Annotated in this window: 17 protein-coding genes and 2 tRNA genes; 10 read left to right on the top strand and 9 right to left on the bottom strand. The window is 58.8% G+C overall.

Annotation, left to right across the window (positions count from 1 at the left end):
- Positions 1-6: 6 nt before the first annotated feature.
- Positions 7-198, top strand: a complete 192-nt coding sequence (locus tag BQ7486_RS02855) for a DUF2905 domain-containing protein (RefSeq protein WP_022372521.1) — start codon at positions 7-9, stop codon at positions 196-198.
- Between the two features lie 2 nt (positions 199-200).
- Here the strand turns inward: BQ7486_RS02855 and BQ7486_RS12350 are convergent, their stop codons facing one another.
- From BQ7486_RS12350 to BQ7486_RS02840, 3 genes are all read right to left on the bottom strand, one after another.
- Positions 201-1,304 carry a tRNA nucleotidyltransferase/poly(A) polymerase-related protein gene (locus tag BQ7486_RS12350; protein WP_268874069.1) on the bottom strand — a complete coding sequence of 368 codons (1,104 nt, stop codon included), beginning with the start codon at positions 1,302-1,304 and terminating at the stop codon, positions 201-203.
- Positions 1,304-7,126 (bottom strand): excinuclease ABC subunit UvrA, encoded by a 5,823-nt coding sequence (gene uvrA, locus BQ7486_RS02845; RefSeq protein WP_074008885.1) that lies wholly within the window; start codon positions 7,124-7,126, stop codon positions 1,304-1,306. Before uvrA ends, BQ7486_RS12350 begins: the two co-directional genes overlap by 1 nt.
- A gap of 99 nt (positions 7,127-7,225) precedes the next feature.
- Positions 7,226-8,038, bottom strand: coding sequence for a symmetrical bis(5'-nucleosyl)-tetraphosphatase (locus BQ7486_RS02840; protein ID WP_022372518.1), 813 nt, complete (start codon positions 8,036-8,038; stop codon positions 7,226-7,228).
- A 195-nt stretch (positions 8,039-8,233) separates the two neighbouring features.
- On the opposite strand from BQ7486_RS02840, the gene galU reads away from it, so the two are divergent.
- Positions 8,234-9,070 carry a UTP--glucose-1-phosphate uridylyltransferase GalU gene (galU, locus tag BQ7486_RS02835; protein ID WP_022372517.1) on the top strand — a complete coding sequence of 279 codons (837 nt, stop codon included), beginning with the start codon at positions 8,234-8,236 and terminating at the stop codon, positions 9,068-9,070.
- On the opposite strand, the gene rfaE2 is transcribed toward galU, so the two are convergent.
- Positions 9,067-9,561, bottom strand: a complete 495-nt coding sequence (gene rfaE2, locus BQ7486_RS02830) for a D-glycero-beta-D-manno-heptose 1-phosphate adenylyltransferase (RefSeq protein ID WP_074008884.1) — start codon at positions 9,559-9,561, stop codon at positions 9,067-9,069. The two genes, galU and rfaE2, sit on opposite strands and share 4 nt — an antisense overlap.
- 180 nt (positions 9,562-9,741) lie before the next feature.
- Between rfaE2 and BQ7486_RS02825 the strand changes: the two genes are divergently transcribed.
- Both BQ7486_RS02825 and BQ7486_RS02820 read left to right on the top strand, forming a co-directional pair.
- Positions 9,742-9,817, top strand: a tRNA-Ala gene (locus tag BQ7486_RS02825).
- Positions 9,818-9,827: 10 nt separating this feature from the next.
- Positions 9,828-9,903, top strand: a tRNA-Glu gene (locus BQ7486_RS02820).
- Between the two features lie 145 nt (positions 9,904-10,048).
- Here the strand turns inward: BQ7486_RS02820 and BQ7486_RS02815 are convergent.
- Positions 10,049-10,348, bottom strand: coding sequence for an HPF/RaiA family ribosome-associated protein (locus BQ7486_RS02815; RefSeq protein ID WP_022372515.1), 300 nt, complete (start codon positions 10,346-10,348; stop codon positions 10,049-10,051).
- A 258-nt stretch (positions 10,349-10,606) separates the two neighbouring features.
- Between BQ7486_RS02815 and BQ7486_RS02810 the strand changes: the two genes are divergently transcribed.
- From BQ7486_RS02810 to proB, 6 genes are all read left to right on the top strand, one after another.
- On the top strand, positions 10,607-11,305 hold the full coding sequence (locus BQ7486_RS02810) for a hypothetical protein (protein ID WP_074008883.1): 699 nt from the start codon (positions 10,607-10,609) through the stop codon (positions 11,303-11,305).
- A 191-nt stretch (positions 11,306-11,496) separates the two neighbouring features.
- A complete protein-coding gene (locus tag BQ7486_RS02805; RefSeq protein WP_074008882.1) occupies positions 11,497-12,978 on the top strand; it encodes a glycerol-3-phosphate dehydrogenase/oxidase in 1,482 nt (493 codons plus the stop codon).
- Between the two features lie 209 nt (positions 12,979-13,187).
- Complete coding sequence (rplU, locus tag BQ7486_RS02800) at positions 13,188-13,499, top strand: 50S ribosomal protein L21 (protein WP_022372766.1); 312 nt, start codon at positions 13,188-13,190, stop codon at positions 13,497-13,499.
- Positions 13,500-13,537: 38 nt separating this feature from the next.
- Positions 13,538-13,801 carry a 50S ribosomal protein L27 gene (rpmA, locus tag BQ7486_RS02795; RefSeq protein WP_022372765.1) on the top strand — a complete coding sequence of 88 codons (264 nt, stop codon included), beginning with the start codon at positions 13,538-13,540 and terminating at the stop codon, positions 13,799-13,801.
- A gap of 122 nt (positions 13,802-13,923) precedes the next feature.
- Positions 13,924-15,036 carry an Obg family GTPase CgtA gene (gene cgtA / locus BQ7486_RS02790; RefSeq protein ID WP_022372764.1) on the top strand — a complete coding sequence of 371 codons (1,113 nt, stop codon included), beginning with the start codon at positions 13,924-13,926 and terminating at the stop codon, positions 15,034-15,036.
- Positions 15,037-15,044: 8 nt separating this feature from the next.
- On the top strand, positions 15,045-16,169 hold the full coding sequence (proB, locus tag BQ7486_RS02785; protein WP_074008881.1) for a glutamate 5-kinase: 1,125 nt from the start codon (positions 15,045-15,047) through the stop codon (positions 16,167-16,169).
- Positions 16,170-16,219: 50 nt separating this feature from the next.
- Here the strand turns inward: proB and trmL are convergent, their stop codons facing one another.
- The 4 genes from trmL to BQ7486_RS02765 form a co-directional block, all read right to left on the bottom strand.
- A complete protein-coding gene (trmL, locus tag BQ7486_RS02780; RefSeq protein WP_074008880.1) occupies positions 16,220-16,690 on the bottom strand; it encodes a tRNA (uridine(34)/cytosine(34)/5-carboxymethylaminomethyluridine(34)-2'-O)-methyltransferase TrmL in 471 nt (156 codons plus the stop codon).
- A 31-nt stretch (positions 16,691-16,721) separates the two neighbouring features.
- On the bottom strand, positions 16,722-17,768 hold the full coding sequence (rpoH, locus tag BQ7486_RS02775) for an RNA polymerase sigma factor RpoH (protein ID WP_022372760.1): 1,047 nt from the start codon (positions 17,766-17,768) through the stop codon (positions 16,722-16,724).
- A 584-nt stretch (positions 17,769-18,352) separates the two neighbouring features.
- Positions 18,353-19,261: a cell division protein FtsX gene (locus tag BQ7486_RS02770; protein WP_074008879.1), complete on the bottom strand. Its 909-nt coding sequence runs from the start codon at positions 19,259-19,261 to the stop codon at positions 18,353-18,355.
- A complete protein-coding gene (locus tag BQ7486_RS02765; RefSeq protein WP_022373054.1) occupies positions 19,249-19,953 on the bottom strand; it encodes a cell division ATP-binding protein FtsE in 705 nt (234 codons plus the stop codon). The genes BQ7486_RS02770 and BQ7486_RS02765 overlap by 13 nt, the downstream gene beginning before the upstream one ends.
- Between the last annotated feature and the right edge of the window lies 1 nt (position 19,954).

Raw genomic sequence — 19,954 nt, 5'->3', positions numbered from 1 at the left:
GCGCTCATGCGCTGGATTTTCACGATTTTAATTGTTCTGATGGTGCTGATGACGGCCGTGCCGTGGCTTTCGAAGTTCGGGCTCGGAAGGCTCCCCGGAGACATCAATTTCATGCTCGGGCGCCGCAAAATCAGCATTCCGCTTGCAAGCACGCTCCTTATTTTCATCGGAGCGTGGCTTATTGCGCGCATTCTCTGAGACTATGGCTGCATGAGCGCCTTGCGGCGTGCGGCAGCAACGCGCGCGGAAATTTCAGCGGGCTTACCTTCGCTGACCGCTTCGCGGGCAACACTACCGGCGTCAACCGCGCACCAAAGCGCTGCGGCTTTTCTGAGTTTCTCGGGATTAAAGTCCGGGTGTCTTGCCTCTGCCGCCTCCAAAAGCGCTTCAAAACGGGCCGGACGCCGCAGCACATCGCTTTTTTCCAGGACGTCGGCCATGGCTTCGGGTGTTGAGGCAGTCGTGACGGCGTCTCTTAACCGGTTGTCAAGCAGCGCGAGTTCCGTCACGTCAGCGGGAGCCCTGAGCGCCTTAAAGCGTCTGCGCACGGCGCTTTCGTCTTCGCCGGCTGTTTCAAAAAGAAGCACGGCGCGCACAGTGAGGGGAAAACCGGCTTTCGCTGCCCGTGTGAGCGCACGGATTTCGTTGCCGGAAGCAGGTACTTCGGGGAAAGCCCTTTCCCAGTAGCCGCAGGCTTTCAGCACCGCAATCATCGCAGCGGGGTCCGCCGACATCAGTCCCTTTTTAAATTCCGCCCAGACGCGCTCTGCAACAAGTGCATCGGCTTCGCCGCAGGCCACCATTTTTCTGAGAAGCACCATGGTTTCCGGTGCCACGGTAAAGCCCGGAAGCTTGGCGGCAAAGCGGGCAATCCGCAGAATGCGCACGGGGTCTTCGGCAAACGCGCTACTTACGTGCCGCAAAAGCCGCGCTTTGAGATCCTTCTGTCCTCCGTAGGGGTCAATGAGCGTACCGTCAGCACTTTGGGCCATTGCGTTGATGGTGAGGTCGCGCCGCCTTAAGTCGTCAGTAAGCGTCACGTCGGGTGCCGCATAAAACTGAAAGCCGTGGTAGCCCGCTGCGGTTTTGCGCTCGGTTCGGGCAAGCGCATATTCCTCATGCGTTTCGGGGTGCAGAAAGACCGGAAAGTCCGCGCCCACCGGGAGATAGCCCTTGGAGACCATGTCTTCGGGTGTGGCACCCGTTACCACCCAGTCACGGTCGCCCTCGGGAATGTCAAGCCCCTCCTTTCTGAGCAGCAGGTCTCTGACGCAGCCTCCGACACGAAATATCTCAATTGTCATCAGGATGCCTCCGTGGGTTTGCGTTTGGCTCTCGGCTTGGCAGGTGCCTTTTTCGGAGGTTTGTTTTCCGGCTTTTCAGAGCCCTTGTGCTGCGCAAGAAATTCCGCAAGCGCCCGGCCCGTCGGGGTGTCGGCTTTGGCTACATCAACAGGTTCGCCCTGCGCGGCGATGCGGCCGCCTTCGGGGCCGCCCTCGGGGCCCAAATCAATCACCCAGTCGGCTTCGGCAATCACGTCGAGATTATGTTCGACCACAAGCACGGTGTTGCCGGCTGCGGTCAGTCGCTGCAGGACGTTGATGAGTTTGGCAACGTCGGCCATATGAAGCCCCACCGTCGGTTCATCCAGGATGTAGAAGGTGTGCGGCGTTTTTCTCTGCCGAATCTGCTCGCCGGGACGTCCGGCTTTCGCAAGTTCCGTCACGAGTTTGATACGCTGCGCTTCGCCTCCGGAGAGCGTGTTGGAGGGTTGACCGAGCCTGAGGTATCCGAGCCCCACGTCCTGCATGAGCTGCAGGGGATGGGAGACCGCGGGCTGCGCGGCGAAAAATTCGAGCGCGTCGTCCACCGACATGTTGAGAATTTCGCCGATCGAGCGCTCGTGCCACTTAATGGAAAGGGTGTCTTCGTCAAAGCGCATGCCTTTGCAGGCTTCGCACGTCATCGTGACGTCCGGCAGGAAGTTCATTTCCTCCCGGATCTGTCCCTGGCCCGCGCAGACCGGGCAGCGCCCTTCTTCGGTGTTAAAGGAAAAGCGTGTTGCGCTAAAGCCCCTCTCCTGCGCCTCATTGGTGTTGGCAAAAATATCGCGGATGCGGTTAAAAAATTCCACGTAGGTCGCAGGGCACGAGCGCGGTGTCTTGCCGATCGGGGTCTGATCGACTTCAAGCACGCGTGCGATCTGTTCAATCCCGTCAACAGCTTTGCAGCCCGCAGGAGTAAAGACCGGAAAACGCGTTTTGCCGGCACGCGTCAGACGCCTGACTTCCTTGAGGTTCGTGAGCCCGGCTTCAAGGCTAGCGCCCACCACGTCGTGCGCAAGCGTCGATTTTCCGGAGCCGGAAACGCCGGAAAGCACAATCAGGCGCCCCAGGGGCAGCCTCACGGTGAGATCCTTGAGGTTATGCAGGAACGCGCCGCGTACGGTGATTGCGGGCGTCTCCTTCGTGGTTTTGCGCTGGGCTACACCCGTGTGCTTTAAGGGGTTTCTCAGCATCTGCGCGGTGACGCTCTTTTTGTTTTTCAGAAGGTCCTTGAAACTTCCTTCGAAAATGAGTTCGCCGCCGCGGCTTCCGGCGCCTGGGCCGATGTCAACGATATGTTCGGCCGCGCGGATCGTGTCCTCGTCGTGCTCCACAACAAGCACGGTGTTGCCTTTTTGTCTGAGTCCCACAAGACTTTCGATGAGGCGCTTGTTGTCGCGGGAATGAAGGCCGATTGTGGGTTCATCGAGTACATAGCAGACCCCCTGCAGGTTGCTGCCCAGCTGCGCGGCAAGGCGGATACGCTGCGCTTCGCCGCCCGAAAGCGTGGGCGAAGCACGGTCCAGCGCGATGTAGCCGAGCCCCACGGACTTTAAAAACGCAAGGCGCGAGACGATTTCCCTGAGGGCGTCTTCGCCGATCAGTTTTTCCCGGCCATTAAGCCGGACGGCTTTGAGGGCAGCCAGTGATTCGTCCACCGGCAGCGCCGTTGTTTCGCAGATGGAGCGTCCGGCAAACAGCACATTGCGGGCAACGGCGTTTAAGCGTGCGCCGCCGCAGTCCGGGCAGACGTGTGTGCCTTCGGCTGCCGTGATGTTTTCGTCGCTGTCCATGAAGTCGGCCATGTCGCCTTTGTGTTCATGCGCGTAGGCAAAGGTCGCGTCTTCGGGGGCGGCCCCGCCCTTGTCGGACACGACGCCCGAACCCAAACAGGTCGGACACCACCCCATACGGTTGTTGTAGGAGAAAAGCCGGGGATCGGGGTCAGGAAAACTTCTGCCGCATTCCGGACAGGCCCGTACCGTGGAGTAAACGCCCAAAGCGGAGCAGCTCTTTGTTTTTTCCGGATCGGGAAAGAGGCGGATCGTGCCTTTGCCGCGGGCAAGCGCCGCGCAGATGAGCCGCCGCAGTTCCTTTTCGTTTTCAGGTGTTATTCTCACCACGCCTTCGGGCCAGTCAATCGAGTGGTCGTAGTAGCGCGCAAGCGGCCGAAAGTGCGCCGTGTCTTTCCACGCGTCATCCACGAGCAGCCACCGCACGCCGGCTTTTGCGGCGTCAGCGGCAAGCTCCGTGTAAATGCCCTTGCGGTTACTGACAACGGGGGCGCACACCGCAACAGTTTTGCCTTTATGGCGGCGCATGACGGCCGCCACCACCGCATCAAAGGACTGATCCTTGACCGGAACATGACAGTCCGGGCAGTACTGCACGCCGAGTTTCAGATAAATCAGGCGCAGAAAGTGCTGAATCTCCGTCATCGTGGCGACGGTGGACTTATTGCCGCCGCGGCTTGTGCGCTGTTCAATGGCAACGGTGGGAGAGATTCCCACAATACGGTCGGCTTCGGCGCGTGCCGCGGGCTGCACCATGGTACGCGCGTAGGCGTTGAGGCTTTCAAGGTAGCGCCGCTGGCCTTCGGCAAAGACGATGCCGAAAGCCAGCGTTGACTTGCCGGAACCGGAAACACCGGTCACAGCCGTGAGCTTTTTCTTCGGGAACACAACGTCGATATTTTTGAGGTTGTGCTCGCGGGCGCCGAAAAATCCGAGGTCGCCCTGACGCGCTTCACGCCACACGCTCTGAAGCGACCGGCCTTTGACTTCCTTCTGGCTTTCAATGAGGGGCGCCGTGTCGTCAAACCAACCGGTCATTTTGCCCGCGCGGCTTTTGAGTGCCTTGTGGTAGGCCGCGAGAGCCCGGGCGGTGTAGCCGACACCTTTTTTCTCAAGCGCTTCGGGCGTGCCGCAGACCACCACTTCGCCGCCCGCGTCACCGCCGTCGGGCCCGAGGTCAATCACCCAGTCGCTGGCGGCAATGACGTCAAGGTTGTGTTCCACGATAAGAACCGAGTGCCCGGCCTCAATCAGGCGCCTCAGACAGGGAATCAGTTTGGCAATGTCGGAAAAGTGAAGCCCCGTGGTCGGCTCATCAAAGACGTAGAGCGCACGGCTGCGGGCAAAGCCCGTGGTTTCAATAAGAATGGAGGCAAGTTTGAGGCGCTGCGCTTCGCCTCCGGAGAGCGTGGAGACGTTTTGTCCGAGCTTTAAGTATCCGAGCCCCACGTCACTTAAGGGCTTGAGCTTTTTGACGATCTTGTCGCTGCCCGCGAAGTAGTCGATGGCTTCGTCGGCCGTCATGTCAAGAACCTGGGCAATGTTTTTGGCGGTTTTGCCCGCGGGCGCAATCGTCACTTCCAGCGTTTCATCCCGGTAGCGGCTGCCGTTACAGTCGGGGCACTTGATGAGCACATCGCTTAAAAACTGCATCTCCACGCGCTCAAACCCGGCACCTTCGCAGGTGGGGCAGCGCCCCATGCCGTAGTTGAAGCTGAAAAAGGAGCTGTCGTAGTTGCGGTCTGCGGCAAGCTTTGTGGCGGCAAACTGACGGCGGATTTCTTCAAAGGCCCCCATGTAGAGAACCGGGGTGGAGCGCGTCGTGCGCCCGATTTCGGACTGATCCACAAAGTGCACGGCCTTGAGGTTTTCGATCCCGTCAATTCGCTCAACGGCGGGTTCTGCAGAGGTGGCGGCGGTGCCGAAGGCGCGCTGCAGGCTGCTCACGATGATGTCGGTCACGAGCGTGGATTTGCCGGCCCCGGAAACGCCGGTTACCGTCGTGATGCGGTTTAACGGAATTTCGACCGTGATGTTTTTGAGGTTGTGGCCGTGCGCTTTAACGACCGTGAGCTTCGGATCTTTTTTCCGGTCAAAGGCTTTGTGCTTGAAGCCGTCGCAGGACTTTTTGCCGGAAAGGTAAAGCCCGGTTTCGGTTTTGGACGCGCGGATGGACTGCGGCGTGCCGTCAAAGACGATGGTGCCCCCAGCGCTTCCTGCGCCCGGTCCCATATCGATGATGCGGTCGGCGGCAAGCATCACCTGGGGATCGTGTTCCACCACCACGAGCGTATTGCCCGCCTTTTTGAGGTTTTCAAGAATGGCGTTGATGCGGTCCATGTCCCGCGGATGCAGGCCGATCGAGGGTTCATCGAGCACAAACAGCGTGTCGGTGAGGTTGGTGCCCAAGGCCGTGGTGAGGCTTACGCGCTGGACTTCGCCTCCGGAGAGCGTGCGGCTCTGGCGGTCAAGCGTGAGGTAGCCGAGGCCCACGTCCATGAGGTAGATGAGGCGCCGGCGGATTTCGCCGAGAATGAGCGCTCCCGCCTCATCGGTGATGTCGGTGGCAATCGTGTCGAAAAAGGTTTTCAGACGTGCAACCGGCAGCAGCATCAGATCGTGCACCGTAAGGCCCGGAAGGTCCTTGTCGATGCGCGCGGCGATACCCGCAAGGCCGTTACCGGTAAAGCGGCGGTAGAGGCCTTTGCCGGTCTTGCCCTTGCCTAAAACGGCGTCGGCCGCAGCGCGGCTTCCGAGACGCCACCAGAGCGCCTCGGGTTTAAGCCGTGAGCCGTCGCAGACCGGGCAGGCAGTGTAGCTGCGGTAGCGCGATAAAAGCACGCGCACGTGCATCTTGTAGGACTTCGATTCAAGCCAGCGCCAGTAGCCGTAAAGGCCGTACCAGCGGCGGTCACCTTCGGTGTGCGCCGGGTCGCCGGAAAGAAGCCACTTCTTTTCGGCGGGCGTGAGCTCACTGTAGGGAACGTCAAGCCGGATGTGCCCCTTTGCGCTGCGCGCGAGGTCTTTTAAGCATTCGCCGCCCGCTGTGCCGCTGAAAAGCCGGACGGCGCCCCCGTTGATACTGCGGGAGTGATCCGGAATGGCGAGCGCAAGATCAAGCCCCATCACGCGGCCAAAACCGCGGCATTCCGGGCAGGCGCCCACAGGGGAGTTGAAACTGAAAAGCGACGGGTTGGGGGCGTGAAACGTCTTGTCGCAGTCCGGGCACACAAGCCCCGCGGCATAGCGGCGCTCGACGGTACCGGCTTCGGTCACAACACGCACCGTAAGGCGCCCGGCGTTGCGGCCCTTCCCCTGCGCGAGCGCTTTTTCCACGGCTTCACGGCCGCGGGCATCGGTGATTTTTCCCGCCTTAAAGCGGTCGGCCGCCACCGAAAGATCCGTGCCGTCTTTGGTCTTTATTTCGTCTTCAATGTGCGTAAAGCCCTGGGCGTTTAATGCGGCTTTGGCTTTTTCAAGCTCAAAGGACTTCGGCACCGACACCGTAAAGAGAATGTAGACACGGGCTTCGGGCGCAGCCAGCGTAAAGGCCTTGATGTCGTCCCAGATCGCGGCCGGCGACATGTCTTTGACTTCGCGGCCGCAGAAGGGGCAGAAAAGGCGCGCCTTCTGGGCAAACAAAAGTTTGATGTGGTCGTTGATTTCCGTCATTGTCCCCACGGTGGAGCGTGAGGTGCGCACGGTGCCGCTCTGGTCAATGGCAATCGCAGGCGGCACACCCTCGATTTTGTCCACCTTGGGGCGGTCGCAGCGCTCAAGAAACTGCCGCGCGTAAGGGCTGAACGTTTCGGCGTAGAGCCTCTGGCCTTCGGCGTAGAGTGTGTCAAAGGCGAGCGAACTTTTCCCCGAACCCGAGGGGCCCGTGATCACGGTGAGCTCTCCGGTGCGGATGTCCGCATCGAGGTTTTTCAGGTTGTTCTGCCGGGCGCCCCGGATGGCGATGACGGGGGCGGCGGATTCGGGGGCGGCAGCGGTTTTTGCGGGCATGACGTGACCTCGGGCCAAAAAACAAAATGACGGGCAGGTATAAGCGGAGATTGTAGAGAGGGCGGATCTTGTTAAGGTCGATCCGCCCGATTGAAAACATCAGCAGGCAGGTGCCGCCCACTCGGGGCAGGGTTCCTGAAAAAGGCGCCGGTCGGAAAGCCGCACGGCAGTGAGCGTTCCGCCCCAGAGGCATCCGGTGTCAACGGCAATGAGTTTTGGTCGCAGCATGAGCCCCAGCATCGACCAGTGGCCGAAGCAGATTGTTTTCGTGACGCGCCGGGGGCACTCAAACCAGGGTTTGTATCCCGCGGGTGCTGCGCCCAGGCCCTCTTTGATGCTGTAGTCGGGGTTACCTTCGGGATCCATAAAGCGCATGCGGGTAAGGCCGTTTAATATCGCGCGCATCCGGGCGGGGCCCGAAAGACTGTCGCTGTAGTTGTCGTTGCCGTACATGCCCTGAAGGTAGGCTTTCCAGTCGTCGCCCGCCAGGGCGCGGTGCGCTTCTTCGGCGTGACTTAAGGCGTCTTTTAAGGTCCAGGCCGGGGGAATTCCGGCGTGCACAAAGACGGTGTCGGGCGTATTGATGATGAGGGGCTGCTTTCTGAGCCAGTCGATGAGCTCATCACAGTCGCGTGCTTCAAGAATCTCCCCGATCGTGTCCTTGCGGTGCACGCGCCCGGCACCGGCGGCAACCGCCAAAAGGTGCAGGTCGTGGTTGCCGAGAACCATTTCGGCTCTGCCCGAATCGCAGAGCTTTTTTACTTTGCGCAGTGTCTTTAAGGACTGCGGGCCGCGGTTAACGATGTCGCCCACAAAAATGATGTGCGCCGATTTCGGCAGCTGCTCAAGAAGGCCCTTAAGGCTTTCCAGACACCCCTGCAGATCGCCGACGGCAAAAAGTTCTCCGGCCATAAGCCAATGTACGTCCGAAACGAAAAAGTGCTGTCATTTTAGACGCGGCAAAGGGGCGCACCTGAGCGGACTTTGTAACACAAAGAGTTCATGCGAAGGGACGCACCCGTTTAAAATCGCGGTCTTCAAGAAAAACCTGACTCAGCGGGCGCTTCCTTGTCCGATGCCGAGTCCTTTTTGTGGGAAAAAATTCCGATGAAACCCGTCCGTAAAGTTGTCTTTCCCGTGGCCGGTCTCGGCACGCGTTTTCTGCCGGCCACAAAGGCCATGCCCAAGGAAATGCTGCCGGTGGTGGATAAGCCCCTCATCCAGTACGCCGTGGAAGAAGCGGCGGCCGCAGGCGTCACCGACATGATTTTCATCACGGGGCGCTACAAGAGAGCCATTGAAGATCATTTCGACAAGAGCCCGGAACTTGAAGAAGATCTCGCCCGCAAAGGTAAGACCGAGCTTCTGGACCTGGTGCATTCCATTACGCCCGCTGGTGTGAACTTCATCTATATCCGCCAGCCTGAACCCTTAGGCCTCGGGCATGCCGTGCTTTGCGCGCAGCCTGTGGTGGGGGATGAACCCTTCGGCGTGATTCTGGCCGACGATCTGGTTTACGCGCAGACCCCGGCCTTAAAGCAGCTCACGGACGCCCGTGAACGCATGGGCGGCGGCAGCGTCCTTGCGGTGCAGGACGTGCCGCATGATCAGACCAACAAGTACGGTATTGTGGGCGTGGAAGACGCGCTTTGCGCCACCAGCCGCGTGCATTCGATCGTGGAAAAGCCGCAGCCCGCGGACGCCCCGTCGGATATGGCCGTGATCGGGCGCTACGTTCTGGAACCGGAAATCTTTGAAACCCTGCGGCGCATCCCGCGCGGTGTGGGCGGTGAAATTCAGCTGACCGACGCCATTGCCGCGCGCCTAAAGGATGCGAACACCTACGCGCACCGCTTTGAAGGTCAGAGGTTTGACTGCGGCAGCAAGCAGGGCTTTTTGTCGGCGACCGTGCACTACGCGCGCCTTGCGGGCTATTCGATTTAAGAAGAGCGGACTTTTTTCAGAAGCGCCGTGGTGGAGCGCTGGTAGTCAAACGTGACTGTCACGGTTTTGGCGCCCCAGCCGGCCACGAGTTTGGCTTCCGGAAGGTCTTCAACGCGGTAATCCCCGCCCTTGACGTAGATGTCGGGGCGGGCTTTTTCTATGACCTTCAGGGGGACCTTGTCGGTAAAGACCACCACAAGATCCACGCTTTCGAGGGCCGCCAATACCGCCGCGCGGTCGCACTCCGTGTTGATCGGCCGGTCATCACCCTTGCCGAGCATTTTGACGGAGGCGTCACTGTTGACCGCCACAATGAGGCTGCCGCCGAGCGCACGGGCCTGCGCAAGATACGTGACGTGCCCTCTGTGAAGGATGTCAAAAACTCCGTTTGTCATCACAACGGGTTTGGGAAGCGCTGCGGCGCGTGAGGCCAGCGCCTCAGACGTGACAATCTTTTGTTCAAAGGCAGGCGGGGGCAGTCGGGTGGACATCGGGTTTGTTCCTAAAAAGGGCTTACGGCAATCCTAACAAAACCGGCGCATTGCAAAAAAGTGGAATCGGAGGAAAATTATTTTTCGTTATAAAACAGTGAACTAATAAAAGTCAGGGAAGTTTTTTCTTCAAGAGACTTGCATTCTGTGAAAAACATCTTCATAATGCGGACTTCCTTCGGGGGTATAGCTCAGCTGGGAGAGCGCTTGCATGGCATGCAAGAGGTCAGCGGTTCGATCCCGCTTACCTCCACCAAGAATTCAGGGTCCCCATCGTCTAGAGGCCCAGGACACAACCCTTTCACGGTTGGTACAGCGGTTCGAATCCGCTTGGGGACGCCACAGTAAGCCCGTACGGAATTTCCGGCGGGCTTTTGTGTTATCGGGCCGCGGCAGACTGAAGGCCGCAGGGTGTGAATGAAAAGAAAAGCCGCCCGGACTCCAATGAGAGCGGGCGGCTGAATCGGGAGACAATCAGAACCGACGGTTAACGGCCGTGACGCTTGTCGTTTTCGTCTTTGACAACGCGGCGGATGGTATCGAAGACCTTGTTGATGGCAGCCATGGCATCGGGATCACTTTCCGTTGCAATCACGTTGCTGCGGCCGGACATGGCGAGGTCAATCTTGACGGCAAAAGAGCCCAGGCCCTGATGACCGTCTTTGGTGATCGTGACTTTGCATTCGCCGATCGTGCCGTCAAAGCGTTTCAGTGCTTCAAAACGTTCAGCGACGTCAGCTTCAGCAGCCGGAGAGCGGTCTACACCGTGAAAAACGACCTGCAACATATTGAACCTCTCTTTTTACTGTTGAGTAGGAATTTTTATATTGGGTAAGTCACTAAATGACTTTCCTGATGCTTCAAGTGTACTCAGACGGCAGGGGATTTGCCTGCTGTGTTGAACCAAAAAAATGAGCTCCGTTGATTTTTCGGAGAAAATTGTGAAAATACAGGCCTCACTCAGTGTTTTATACGGTACAGAAGGCCTGACGCCGCGGCGCATTTCGGGTGCCGCCGCGCAAATTTACTGATAGGAAGACATACCATGCAGCGCAAACCGCAGCCCGCATTTGACCGTTTCAATGAAAAGCCCGCTTTCCGCGGTGACCGCTTCTCCGAGGGCGGCGACCGTTTCGGGGGCGAGCGCCGTCCGCGTTTTTCCAATGACCGCTTCGAAGACCGCGGCAGCCGTTTCGGCGGTGACCGTTTTGACCGGGGCGATCGCTTCGGCGGGGACCGCGGCGGTCGTTTTGCCGACCGCGGTGAACGCTTCGGGGGCGATCGCTTTGAGCGCCGCGAAGGCGCCTTCGGCGGCAACCGCCGTTTTAACGACGGTAAGCCCTTCCGCCGCTTTGACCGCAGCGAACCGCGCTTCGGGGACCGTTCCGGCCCGCGCGCGAAGGCCTTTGAAACCCGCCGCTACACGGACCGTGCCGCCTTTGTGCAGACGCAGACCGTGCGGCTTGATGCCGATGTGGCCGCGTACTTTGCGGACGCTGAGGCCGTGAACGCCGCGCTGCGCCAGATCATTGCGATAAGCCGCCTTGTAAAAGACGAGGCCGCCAAGGCCGAAGCCGTGCGTGATCAAAAAGCGCAGGCGCAAGCTGCTGTTGCTGAAGAAGCCGCCGAAGGTGAAGAAGTCGCTCTTGAAACCGAAGCGGCTGACGCTGAAGAGGCTGCCGCAGCGCCTGAAGCCGAGGCTGCTGCCGGCGAAACGACCGAAGAGAAGAAAGAAACGCTCTGACTGTCGGGCGGCCTGAAAACCACACGGGCTTAAAGAGTGGTTTTTCAGGGGAAAGCACGTAAAAGCGCACGGTCTTAACGGCAGGTGCGCTTTTTTTCGTCCGCTGAGCGGCTAAACTTAACCATTCATCTGCCGGTGAGGAAAAAACTGTTTCTTACCGGCGCCGTTATCCCCCAAAAGGAGTTTCTTTCATGCCGCAGCCAGTAAAGGCGCTTGACCGCGTCCGGATGCTTGAGATGCTCAGAAGTGCCCGGCCGTTTGATGTTGTCGTGATCGGCGCGGGCGCAACCGGTCTGGGCGTAGCCGTTGATGCGGCAAGCCGGGGACTGAAGACCCTCGTGGTGGACGCGCAGGACTTTGCTGCGGGGACGTCGTCGCGCTCCACAAAGCTCATTCACGGCGGCGTGCGGTACATGAAAAACATCCGCAACTGGTCCCTGGTGCGGGAGGCCCTTGCCGAACGGCGGATTCTTCTGAAAAATGCGCCGGCGCTTGCGCATCCCCAGGCGTTTGTTCTGCCCTGCTATAGCGTGACCGATCTCGCCTTTTACGGGCTGGGGCTCACGCTTTACACGCTGCTGGGGATCGGGGGCGGCCTTTTGGGGCCCGTCAAGCTGCTGGGCGCCGTTGATACGCTCTGTGAACTGCCGGGGGTGAAAAGAAAGGCACTCAAGGGCGGCGTGAAGTTTTTTGACGCGCAGTTTGACGATGCCCGCACGGCCGTGGCTCTGATGCAGACGGCGCTCGGGTGCGGTGCCGCGGTGCTTAACTACGCTTCAGTGACGGAAGCAGAACTAAAGGACGGCCGTGTTGACAGTGTGACGGTCAAAGACAATGAAACGGGTGAAACCTTTCATGTAAGGGGCCGTGTCTTTTTTAACTGCACGGGACCCTGGGTGGACAACATCCGGCGGCTTGCCGACCCCGAGGTTGACAGCCTTGTGCGAATTTCCCGCGGCTCACACATTGTGGTGGGGCGCGAATTTATGCCGGCAAAGTCGGCGATGCTCATCCCGAAAACCGCTGACGGGCGTGTGCTTTTCTGTATTCCCTGGAAGGGAAACGTTGAAATCGGCACGACGGATCTGGAGCAGGGGCAGGCGCCCTTTGATCCGCAGATTACGGACGACGAAACAGACTTTCTGATTGCGGGCGCAAACCGGTATCTCGCCAAACCCATCGAAAAGAAGGACGTGAAGGCGAGCTTCTCGGGCCTGCGGCCGCTTTTTAAGGGTAACGTTGTCTCCGGCGGGCCGTCGAGCGCGCGCTTGTCGCGTGAGCACGCCGTGATTCCGGAATTCGGCAACATGATTACAGTGACCGGCGGCAAGTGGACGAGTTACCGTCTGATGGCTGAGCACGCCATTGAAGCGGCACAGAAGATGGGGCTTTTGCCCAAATCGGGCTGCACCACGCGCTCGTTACCTCTCGCCGTTGATATGACGGTGGACGTTAAGGGCCTTGAGTCGCGGCTTGATACGGAAAAACTCACGGCAGAACTCAAGCGCGAGGCGGCGGACTATGCGGCCTACTGCGTGAAAACAAACGGCGCGCGCACCGCAAACGACGTCCTTTACCGGCGTCTGAGAATCGGGCAGATGAACGCCCGCGTCACAAAGCTTCTGACGCCCGTTGTTGAAAAAGCGGTGGCCGAAACGCGGGCCGCGCTTTGAGTCGCTGTTGAGCCGCTGATTTTCCGTTGAAAATCCGTTGACAGAGTGTGGTCGCCATGGCATAATGGCGGCCTTTTTCCACGCAAGTGAAAGCGTATCGGCGGCGCCATCCCTGATTTTTGTGAGGAGCCCGGCCGGTATTTCTTTAATATAAAAAGGTTTCGTCAACCGATTCGGTTCGGGAGCGAAACGGGCGAGGTTAATTTTTCATGTACGCAATTATCAGAACCGGCGGCAAGCAGTATCGCGTGGCCGTCGGCGACACCGTCAAGGTTGAAACCATCGAAGCCGAAGCCGGCTCCGAAGTGACCCTCAGCGACGTTCTTCTCGTTGCCACGGACGAAGGCATCAAGGCCGGCAAGCCCGTGCTCGAAGGCGCCAGCGTCAAGGCGACTGTGGTGAGCCACGGCCGTCACGACAAGGTTCGTATTTTCAAGTTCCGCCGCCGCAAGCACTCCATGAAGAGCGCCGGTCATCGTCAGAACTACACTGAACTGAAGATCGAAGCGATCAACGCCTGATTTTCACGTTTACGTCAGCAATTTAGGAAGATACAAAAATGGCACATAAGAAAGGTGGCGGTTCTACCCGCAACGGTCGTGATTCCCAGGCCAAGCGCCTCGGTGTGAAGGTTTTCGGCAGCTCGCTCATCAACGCCGGCGGCATCATCGTCCGTCAGCGCGGCACGCAGTTCCATGCCGGTGACAATGTCGGCATGGGCCGTGACCACACGCTGTTTGCTCTCGTTGACGGCATCGTGACGTTTGAAGTCAAGGGCCCGCGCAACCACCAGTTTGTGAAGGTCGTGCCGGCTGCTGCTTAATTAAAGCGCTTACGGCATTAGTAAAGAGCTCCGTCGGGCGTGTCCCTGCGGAGCTTTTTTAATGCTGTGGCACAATTACCTGATATCTCTTCTTTTTTACCTGATTCCAAGGACAGATCACCGTGAAATTCGTCGACGAGGCCCGCATTGAGGTGCAGGGCGGCAATGGCGGTAACGGCGCAGCCAGCTTCCGCCGCGAAAAATTTATTCCCAAGGGCGGCCCCGACGGCGGTGACGGCGGCCGCGGCGGCAGTGTCTATGCTGTCGCAGACCGCAACATCAATACGCTTGTGGACTACCGCTTTACGCGGCGCTTTTTTGCCCCCAACGGCGAAAACGGGCGCGGCGCGGACTGCTTCGGCGCGGGCGGCGACGACGTGGTTCTGCGTATGCCCGTGGGCACGCAGATTATCGACGCCTCAACCGGTGAAACCGTTGCAGACCTTACCGAGCACGGGGAAAAGAAGCTGCTTGCCAAGGGCGGCCGGGGTGGCTTGGGGAACCTTCACTTTAAGACGAGTACGAACAGAGCACCCCGGCAGGCAACACCCGGGGAAGCGGGTGAGTACCGTGAACTGCGTCTGGAACTTAAGGTTCTTGCGGACGTGGGACTTCTTGGAATGCCCAACGCCGGAAAGTCCACCTTTATTACGGCGGTCTCCAACGCCCGCCCGAAAATCGCGGACTATCCCTTTACGACGCTGCATCCGCATCTCGGGGTCGTGCGCATCGCAAGCGAACAAAGTTTTGTGATTGCCGACGTGCCCGGCCTTATTGAGGGCGCAAGTGAAGGCGCGGGGCTCGGACACCTCTTTTTACGGCATCTCTCAAGAACGAGCCTCTTACTTCACATCATCGACTGTGCGCCGATGGATACCGAGGGCACGGACCCCGTGGCAGAAGCGCATGCGCTCACCCAGGAACTTGCGAAGTACGATGAGGCGCTTGCGGCCAAACCCCGCTGGATTGTTCTCAATAAGATCGATCTGGTGCCCGAAGACGAGCGGCCCGCTTTGATTGAAAAGTACCGCAAAGCATTAGCTGATGACGGTCGGCCCTTCTTTGTGATGTCGGCCGCCACGCGCGAAGGTACGCAGGAACTCGTGAAGGCCATCGCCGAAGAACTGCACCGCCGCCAGAAGGAAGCCGAAGCCGCGCGCGCCATCGCAGAGGAAAAGGCCGCGCAGGAAGAACTTCCTCACGAAGAAATCGACATGAGTGAAAAGCCTCTGTGAGGCCGGCTATGACGGAATCCGTGCTTAAAAATGCGCACCGCGTGGTTGTGAAGGTCGGAAGCGCCCTTGTCACAAACGACGGCCGGGGTCTTGACTTTGAAGCCATTGCCCGGTGGGCCACGCAGATTGCCGCGCTGCAAAAGGCCGGCAAAGAAGTGTTGCTTGTGAGTTCCGGCGCCATTGCCGAAGGCGTCTTAAGGCTTGGCTGGAAGTCCCGCCCCAAGCGCCTTTTTGAACTGCAGGCTGCGGCGGCCGTGGGCCAAATGGGGCTGGTGCAGGCCTATGAGACGCGCTTTGCCGGGCACGGCATCAAAACAGCGCAGATTCTGCTTACGCACGCTGATCTTGCGGACCGCGAGCGCTACCTCAATGCCCGGGATACCCTGATTGAAATCCTGCGTCTGGGGTGCGTGCCGATCATCAACGAAAATGACACGGTCGTCACCGATGAAATCAAGGTGGGCGACAACGACACGTTGGGCGCCCTTGTCACAAACCTCGTTGAAGCCGATGCCTTTGTGATTCTCACGGATCAAAAGGGTCTTTATACGGCCGATCCCCGCAAGGATCCGACCGCCGAATTTGTGGCGCAGGCTGTGGCGGGTGACCCGGCCCTGGAAAAAATGGCGGGCGGCGCGGCAAGTACGCTCTCTAAGGGCGGCATGATCACAAAGATTCTCGCGGCCAAGCGCGCGGCACGCTCGGGCGCCGCGACCATCATTGCTTCGGGGCGGGAAAAAGATGTCTTGATCCGGCTCTCTCAAGGTGAAGCCATCGGCACGGAATTAAGTCCCCGGCAGGCGCCGATGCACGCAAGAAGCCAGTGGCTTGCGGATCACCTGAGGTGCGAAGGCCGTGTGATTCTGGACGCCGGTGCCGCGGCGGCGCTGCTTAAACGCAAAACAAGTCTGCTGCCTGTGGGCGTTAAGGCCGTGGAGGGCGACTTTGTCCGCGGTGACGTCGTGGCCTGCACGGATGAAAAGGGCGTGGAAATTGCGCGGGGGCTTGCAAATTACGCCTCGTCTGAAATCCGGATGATTAAGGGCAAACACACCGAAGAAATCGAAGGGGTTCTGGGCTATTGCGCGCAGCCCGAATTCATCCACCGCGACAATCTGGTGATGACGGTCTGAGAAAACTTCGGATGTTTCAGACAAAGACGGGAGCAGGGCTCCCGTTTTTGCTAAATGCCTCCCGCGTAGCCGTTTTGGCGCCAGGCCTCAAAGACGGTGACGGCCACGGCGTTACTGAGGTTTAACGAGCGGTTGTCGGGAAACATCGGAAGGCGGATACGCTGCGAAGCCGGGAAAAAATCACGGACGGCGTCAGGAAGCCCCTTACCTTCACTGCCGAAAACAAGCCAGTCGCCGTTTTGAAAATGCATCGTGGAAAAGACGGAAGAGCCCTTGGTTGTCATCGCAAACATGCGGGTGCGGTCCGGGTTTTCTCGTGCGAGAAAGTCATCCCAGTTTTCGTAAACCGTAAGCGTTGTCATCTCGTGGTAGTCGAGCCCCGCTCTCACAAGGTGCTTGTCGTCCACGGAAAACCCGAGGGGCTTAATAAGGTGCAGTTTGCTTCCGGTATTGGCGCACAGCCGGATGATGTTGCCGGTATTGGGCGGAATCTCCGGATGCACTAAAACAACGTGATACATGATTGAAAAAAGAGTGAACCTGCTGCGGCGTTTAATTGCCGTCAATGATGTCGTCGCGCTCATCGGTGAGCGCCTGTCGCATTGTAACGAGTGCTTTCTTTTCAATCTGCCGGACGCGCTCGGCGGAGACACCGAGTTCAGCGGCAAGTTCCTGAAGCGTCAGGGGTTTAGTGCCGTCTTCTTCATCGCCGGTGAGCCACCGCGCTTCAATGACGCGCCGCGAGCGGGAATCAAGCGCATTAAGAGCCTTTTGCAGCCCTTCCCGTGACATTTTCTCGCGGCTTTGGTTTTCGAGCGTATGCATCGGACCGTCTTCGTCGCGCGAGAGCCAGTCAATCGGGGAAAACGTCGGATTGTCATCATCGTCGTTTACGGGCCCGTCAATGGAGGTGTCGCCCCCTGTCATGCGCTCTTCCATGTCAAGCACTTCTTCGGGCTTAACGTCGAGCTCCGTTGCGATTTTCTTGGCCTGATCCAGTGTCAGCGACTTGTCGCTTTCCTTCATCTGACGCAGGTTAAAAAAGAGCTTTCGCTGATTTTTGGTGGTCGCAAGTTTCACCAGACGCCAGTTTCTGACGACATAGTCCTGGATTTCCGCGCGGATCCAGTGCACGGCAAAGGTCATGAGCCGCACACCGCGGTCGGGATCAAAGTGTTTGATCGCCTTCATGAGCCCGATATTGCCTTCCTGAATGAGGTCGGCGTGCGGCAGCCCATAGCCCAGATACCCGCGCGCAATGGAAATCACAAGGCGCAGGTGGCTTACAACGAGCGCCTGCGCGGCCTGAAGGTCGCCTTTGTCTCTGAGCGCCACCGCGTAGTTTTTTTCCTCTTCAGCGGTTAAAAGTGGCGCAGCGTTTGCGGCACGGATGAAGGCATCTAAGTCGCCCAAGGCCGTCGGCACCACCGCCGGCAGGTTTTCCGCGGGCTTTTTGTACGGGACGACAGAGCCCTTCACATCAGGGCGCGCAACAAGCGCCTGCGGCTTTTTAAGCGCAACAGCCGAAGAGGCCCGAACGGCCGGCAGTTTCGGCGCGGATTGTGCGGCTTTTTTCTTGTCGGAAACGGTTTCTGGCACGGCTTACGGGACGACTTAATGGGATTACTTTGGTGTTGGGATGCTAGCACCGAAGGCGGGGCAAATTTTCGCGGTGGTGTTGCTGATTGTGTTTCAGAAAAACGGCAAAGATGTGAAGCGCCGCGTCTTTGAACCGGGCAACTGATGCGGCCTTGGCTTCAGTGTTGGGCCGGCGTCACGAAGGTTTGAAAACGCAACCGTCTGACGCGTGGTTTTTTATGCAACAGCGGCTGAATTTTTATGGACTCCCACCCTTGACAAAGCGGCGCTGGGGGGTACTGTGCCTTACATCCCAAGGAGTTTGGGGCGACACAGCCGGATGCAAAAACTCAACCCGGCCGCAAGTGTACTCAAAAGGCTCTTCGTGCATAGTTGTGGGTAAAAAAATCAAGCAACTACATGTCAAGCGACATAAGAATTGACCCTCAAAACGACATAAAAATTGACCCACCTCCAAAAGGGACAAAAGAACGGCATTTGACGTGCCGATCCGGAAAGTTCGGATTATGTGTTATTGCCGCGGCGGCTGGTATCAGCCTTTGACGGTCGCAAAACATCTGAGCGAAGGCTGATACAGGGTAAAGTCAGAAGCCGAACTTCTGCAGCTTTCTTAAGGCGTCACCGGCGGTGTAGCGGCCGATGCCGGCGCCCACCAGGGCGGCGGCTCCGAGGTACACGAGGCACCAGTCGGTGCTGATGAGTCTGAGGGTCAGATTAACGCCGTAAAGCGACGCAAAGTCCGCCGCGGGCTGCGAGAGAATGCTGATGCCGATCCAGGTGATCCCGAGCGAAATCGCGGCGGCAAATACGAGCGTTAAAAGCCCTCGGCAGGCGTAGGGCGCCGTGGCAAACCCGCGGCTCGCGCCGAAGATGTGAAGGTCAAGGAGCTCTTCGCGCTGCGCGGCCGTTGTCATCCTCACCGAAGACATCACCACCAGAATCACGAGAATCAGAATGACGGACGCAAGAATCCCGAGCGTGACGTACAGCGCGGCCTTAAGGCGCGCGAGGTAACTCGCCCAGCGGTCATCAAAGGCGGTCGACTCAATGCCCTCAAGTTTTTCCATGGAAGCAGCGAGCGCTTCCGTGTCTTTTTCGGTGACGTTGTTCCCGAGCGTTGCAACGATGATGTCAGGCAAGGGGTTGTTTGCCGAGCGCTTTGACTGCAGACCGAGGCTTTTATTGACCATCTTGAGCGCATCATCCTTGGGGATAATGCGCACGGAAGTGACGCCCGGAAGCCGGTTGATTTTCTGCGAGAGGTCTTTGACGGTATTGGGGCCAGCAGAGCGCTCGGTAAAGGCCGTGATCTCCGTATTCATCGGCACGTTGATTACGGTGTCGTTAAGGCACACCATGACGCTGATGATGAAAATCGGAATGGTGAGCGCCAGTGCCGCAAGCGTCACGGCGAGCATGAAGGGGCCCTTGTTGACGCGGATGCCGAGCAGCGTCTGGCTGATCGTCCAGTAGATGTGTGTCAGTAACCGCACGACGCGCCCTCCTCATCTTCGTCGTCCTCATAGGTCACGGGACCGTCGCCGAGGTAAATGGTTTTGTGCGAGACGTTCGCAGGGAGCAGCTGCAGGTGCGAAGCGACAATCACCGAGACCGTTCCGAGCGAGAAGGACCCCAGAAGGTTCATGAGTTCCTGGGCGTTTGTGAGGTCTAAGTGCGCCGCCGGTTCATCCGCGAGAATCATCACGGGGTCGTTCACAACAGCGCGCGCCAGGCACGCCATCTGGCGCTGCCCCGAGGAGAGTTCCGCGGGGTAGAGGTCCGCAAGATCCTCAATGCGGCACTTCTGCAGCGCGTGACGGGCCCGGATGCGTGCCTCGCGGTAGGATTCGTCCGCGGCCAGCGCCGGAAGCATGACGTTATCAATCACCGAGCGGTCTCTTAAAAGCACGCCGTCCGGAAGCATGATGCCCATCGAGCGGCGCATCCACATCTTTTGGTTTTCGGTGAAGTTGTTGACGAGGTCGCCCCCGATGCGCACTTCGCCGGCCGAGGGCTTTAAAAGCCCGGCAATCAGTTTTAAAACAAGCGACTTACCGCTTCCGGTGGGACCGGTGAGGTAAATGAACTGGCCGCGGTTTACGGAAAACGTGATCCCCGAGACGCGGCGCTTGCCGTCAAAGTCGACGGCAACGTTGGTGAGTTCAATAAGCGGTGTTCCGGCCACG

The organism is Duodenibacillus massiliensis (genome assembly GCF_900128485.1).
In the GTDB taxonomy this organism is placed as follows: Bacteria; Pseudomonadota; Gammaproteobacteria; order Burkholderiales; family Burkholderiaceae_F; genus Duodenibacillus; species Duodenibacillus massiliensis.
The sequence above is the reverse complement of the archived record's forward strand: the minus strand, read 5'-3'. Positions and strand labels throughout refer to the sequence as shown.

Bases quoted from the DNA above. Each gene is read 5' to 3' on its own strand.
- BQ7486_RS02855 (WP_022372521.1), top strand. From the start codon at position 7: ATGCGCTGGATTTTCACGATTTTAATTGTTCTGATGGTGCTGATGACG.
- BQ7486_RS12350 (WP_268874069.1), bottom strand. From the start codon at position 1,304: ATGACAATTGAGATATTTCGTGTCGGAGGCTGCGTCAGAGACCTGCTG.
- uvrA (WP_074008885.1), bottom strand. From the start codon at position 7,126: ATGCCCGCAAAAACCGCTGCCGCCCCCGAATCCGCCGCCCCCGTCATC.
- BQ7486_RS02840 (WP_022372518.1), bottom strand. From the start codon at position 8,038: ATGGCCGGAGAACTTTTTGCCGTCGGCGATCTGCAGGGGTGTCTGGAA.
- galU (WP_022372517.1), top strand. From the start codon at position 8,234: ATGAAACCCGTCCGTAAAGTTGTCTTTCCCGTGGCCGGTCTCGGCACG.
- rfaE2 (WP_074008884.1), bottom strand. From the start codon at position 9,561: ATGTCCACCCGACTGCCCCCGCCTGCCTTTGAACAAAAGATTGTCACG.
- BQ7486_RS02815 (WP_022372515.1), bottom strand. From the start codon at position 10,348: ATGTTGCAGGTCGTTTTTCACGGTGTAGACCGCTCTCCGGCTGCTGAA.
- BQ7486_RS02810 (WP_074008883.1), top strand. From the start codon at position 10,607: ATGCAGCGCAAACCGCAGCCCGCATTTGACCGTTTCAATGAAAAGCCC.
- BQ7486_RS02805 (WP_074008882.1), top strand. From the start codon at position 11,497: ATGCCGCAGCCAGTAAAGGCGCTTGACCGCGTCCGGATGCTTGAGATG.
- rplU (WP_022372766.1), top strand. From the start codon at position 13,188: ATGTACGCAATTATCAGAACCGGCGGCAAGCAGTATCGCGTGGCCGTC.
- rpmA (WP_022372765.1), top strand. From the start codon at position 13,538: ATGGCACATAAGAAAGGTGGCGGTTCTACCCGCAACGGTCGTGATTCC.
- proB (WP_074008881.1), top strand. From the start codon at position 15,045: ATGACGGAATCCGTGCTTAAAAATGCGCACCGCGTGGTTGTGAAGGTC.
- trmL (WP_074008880.1), bottom strand. From the start codon at position 16,690: ATGTATCACGTTGTTTTAGTGCATCCGGAGATTCCGCCCAATACCGGC.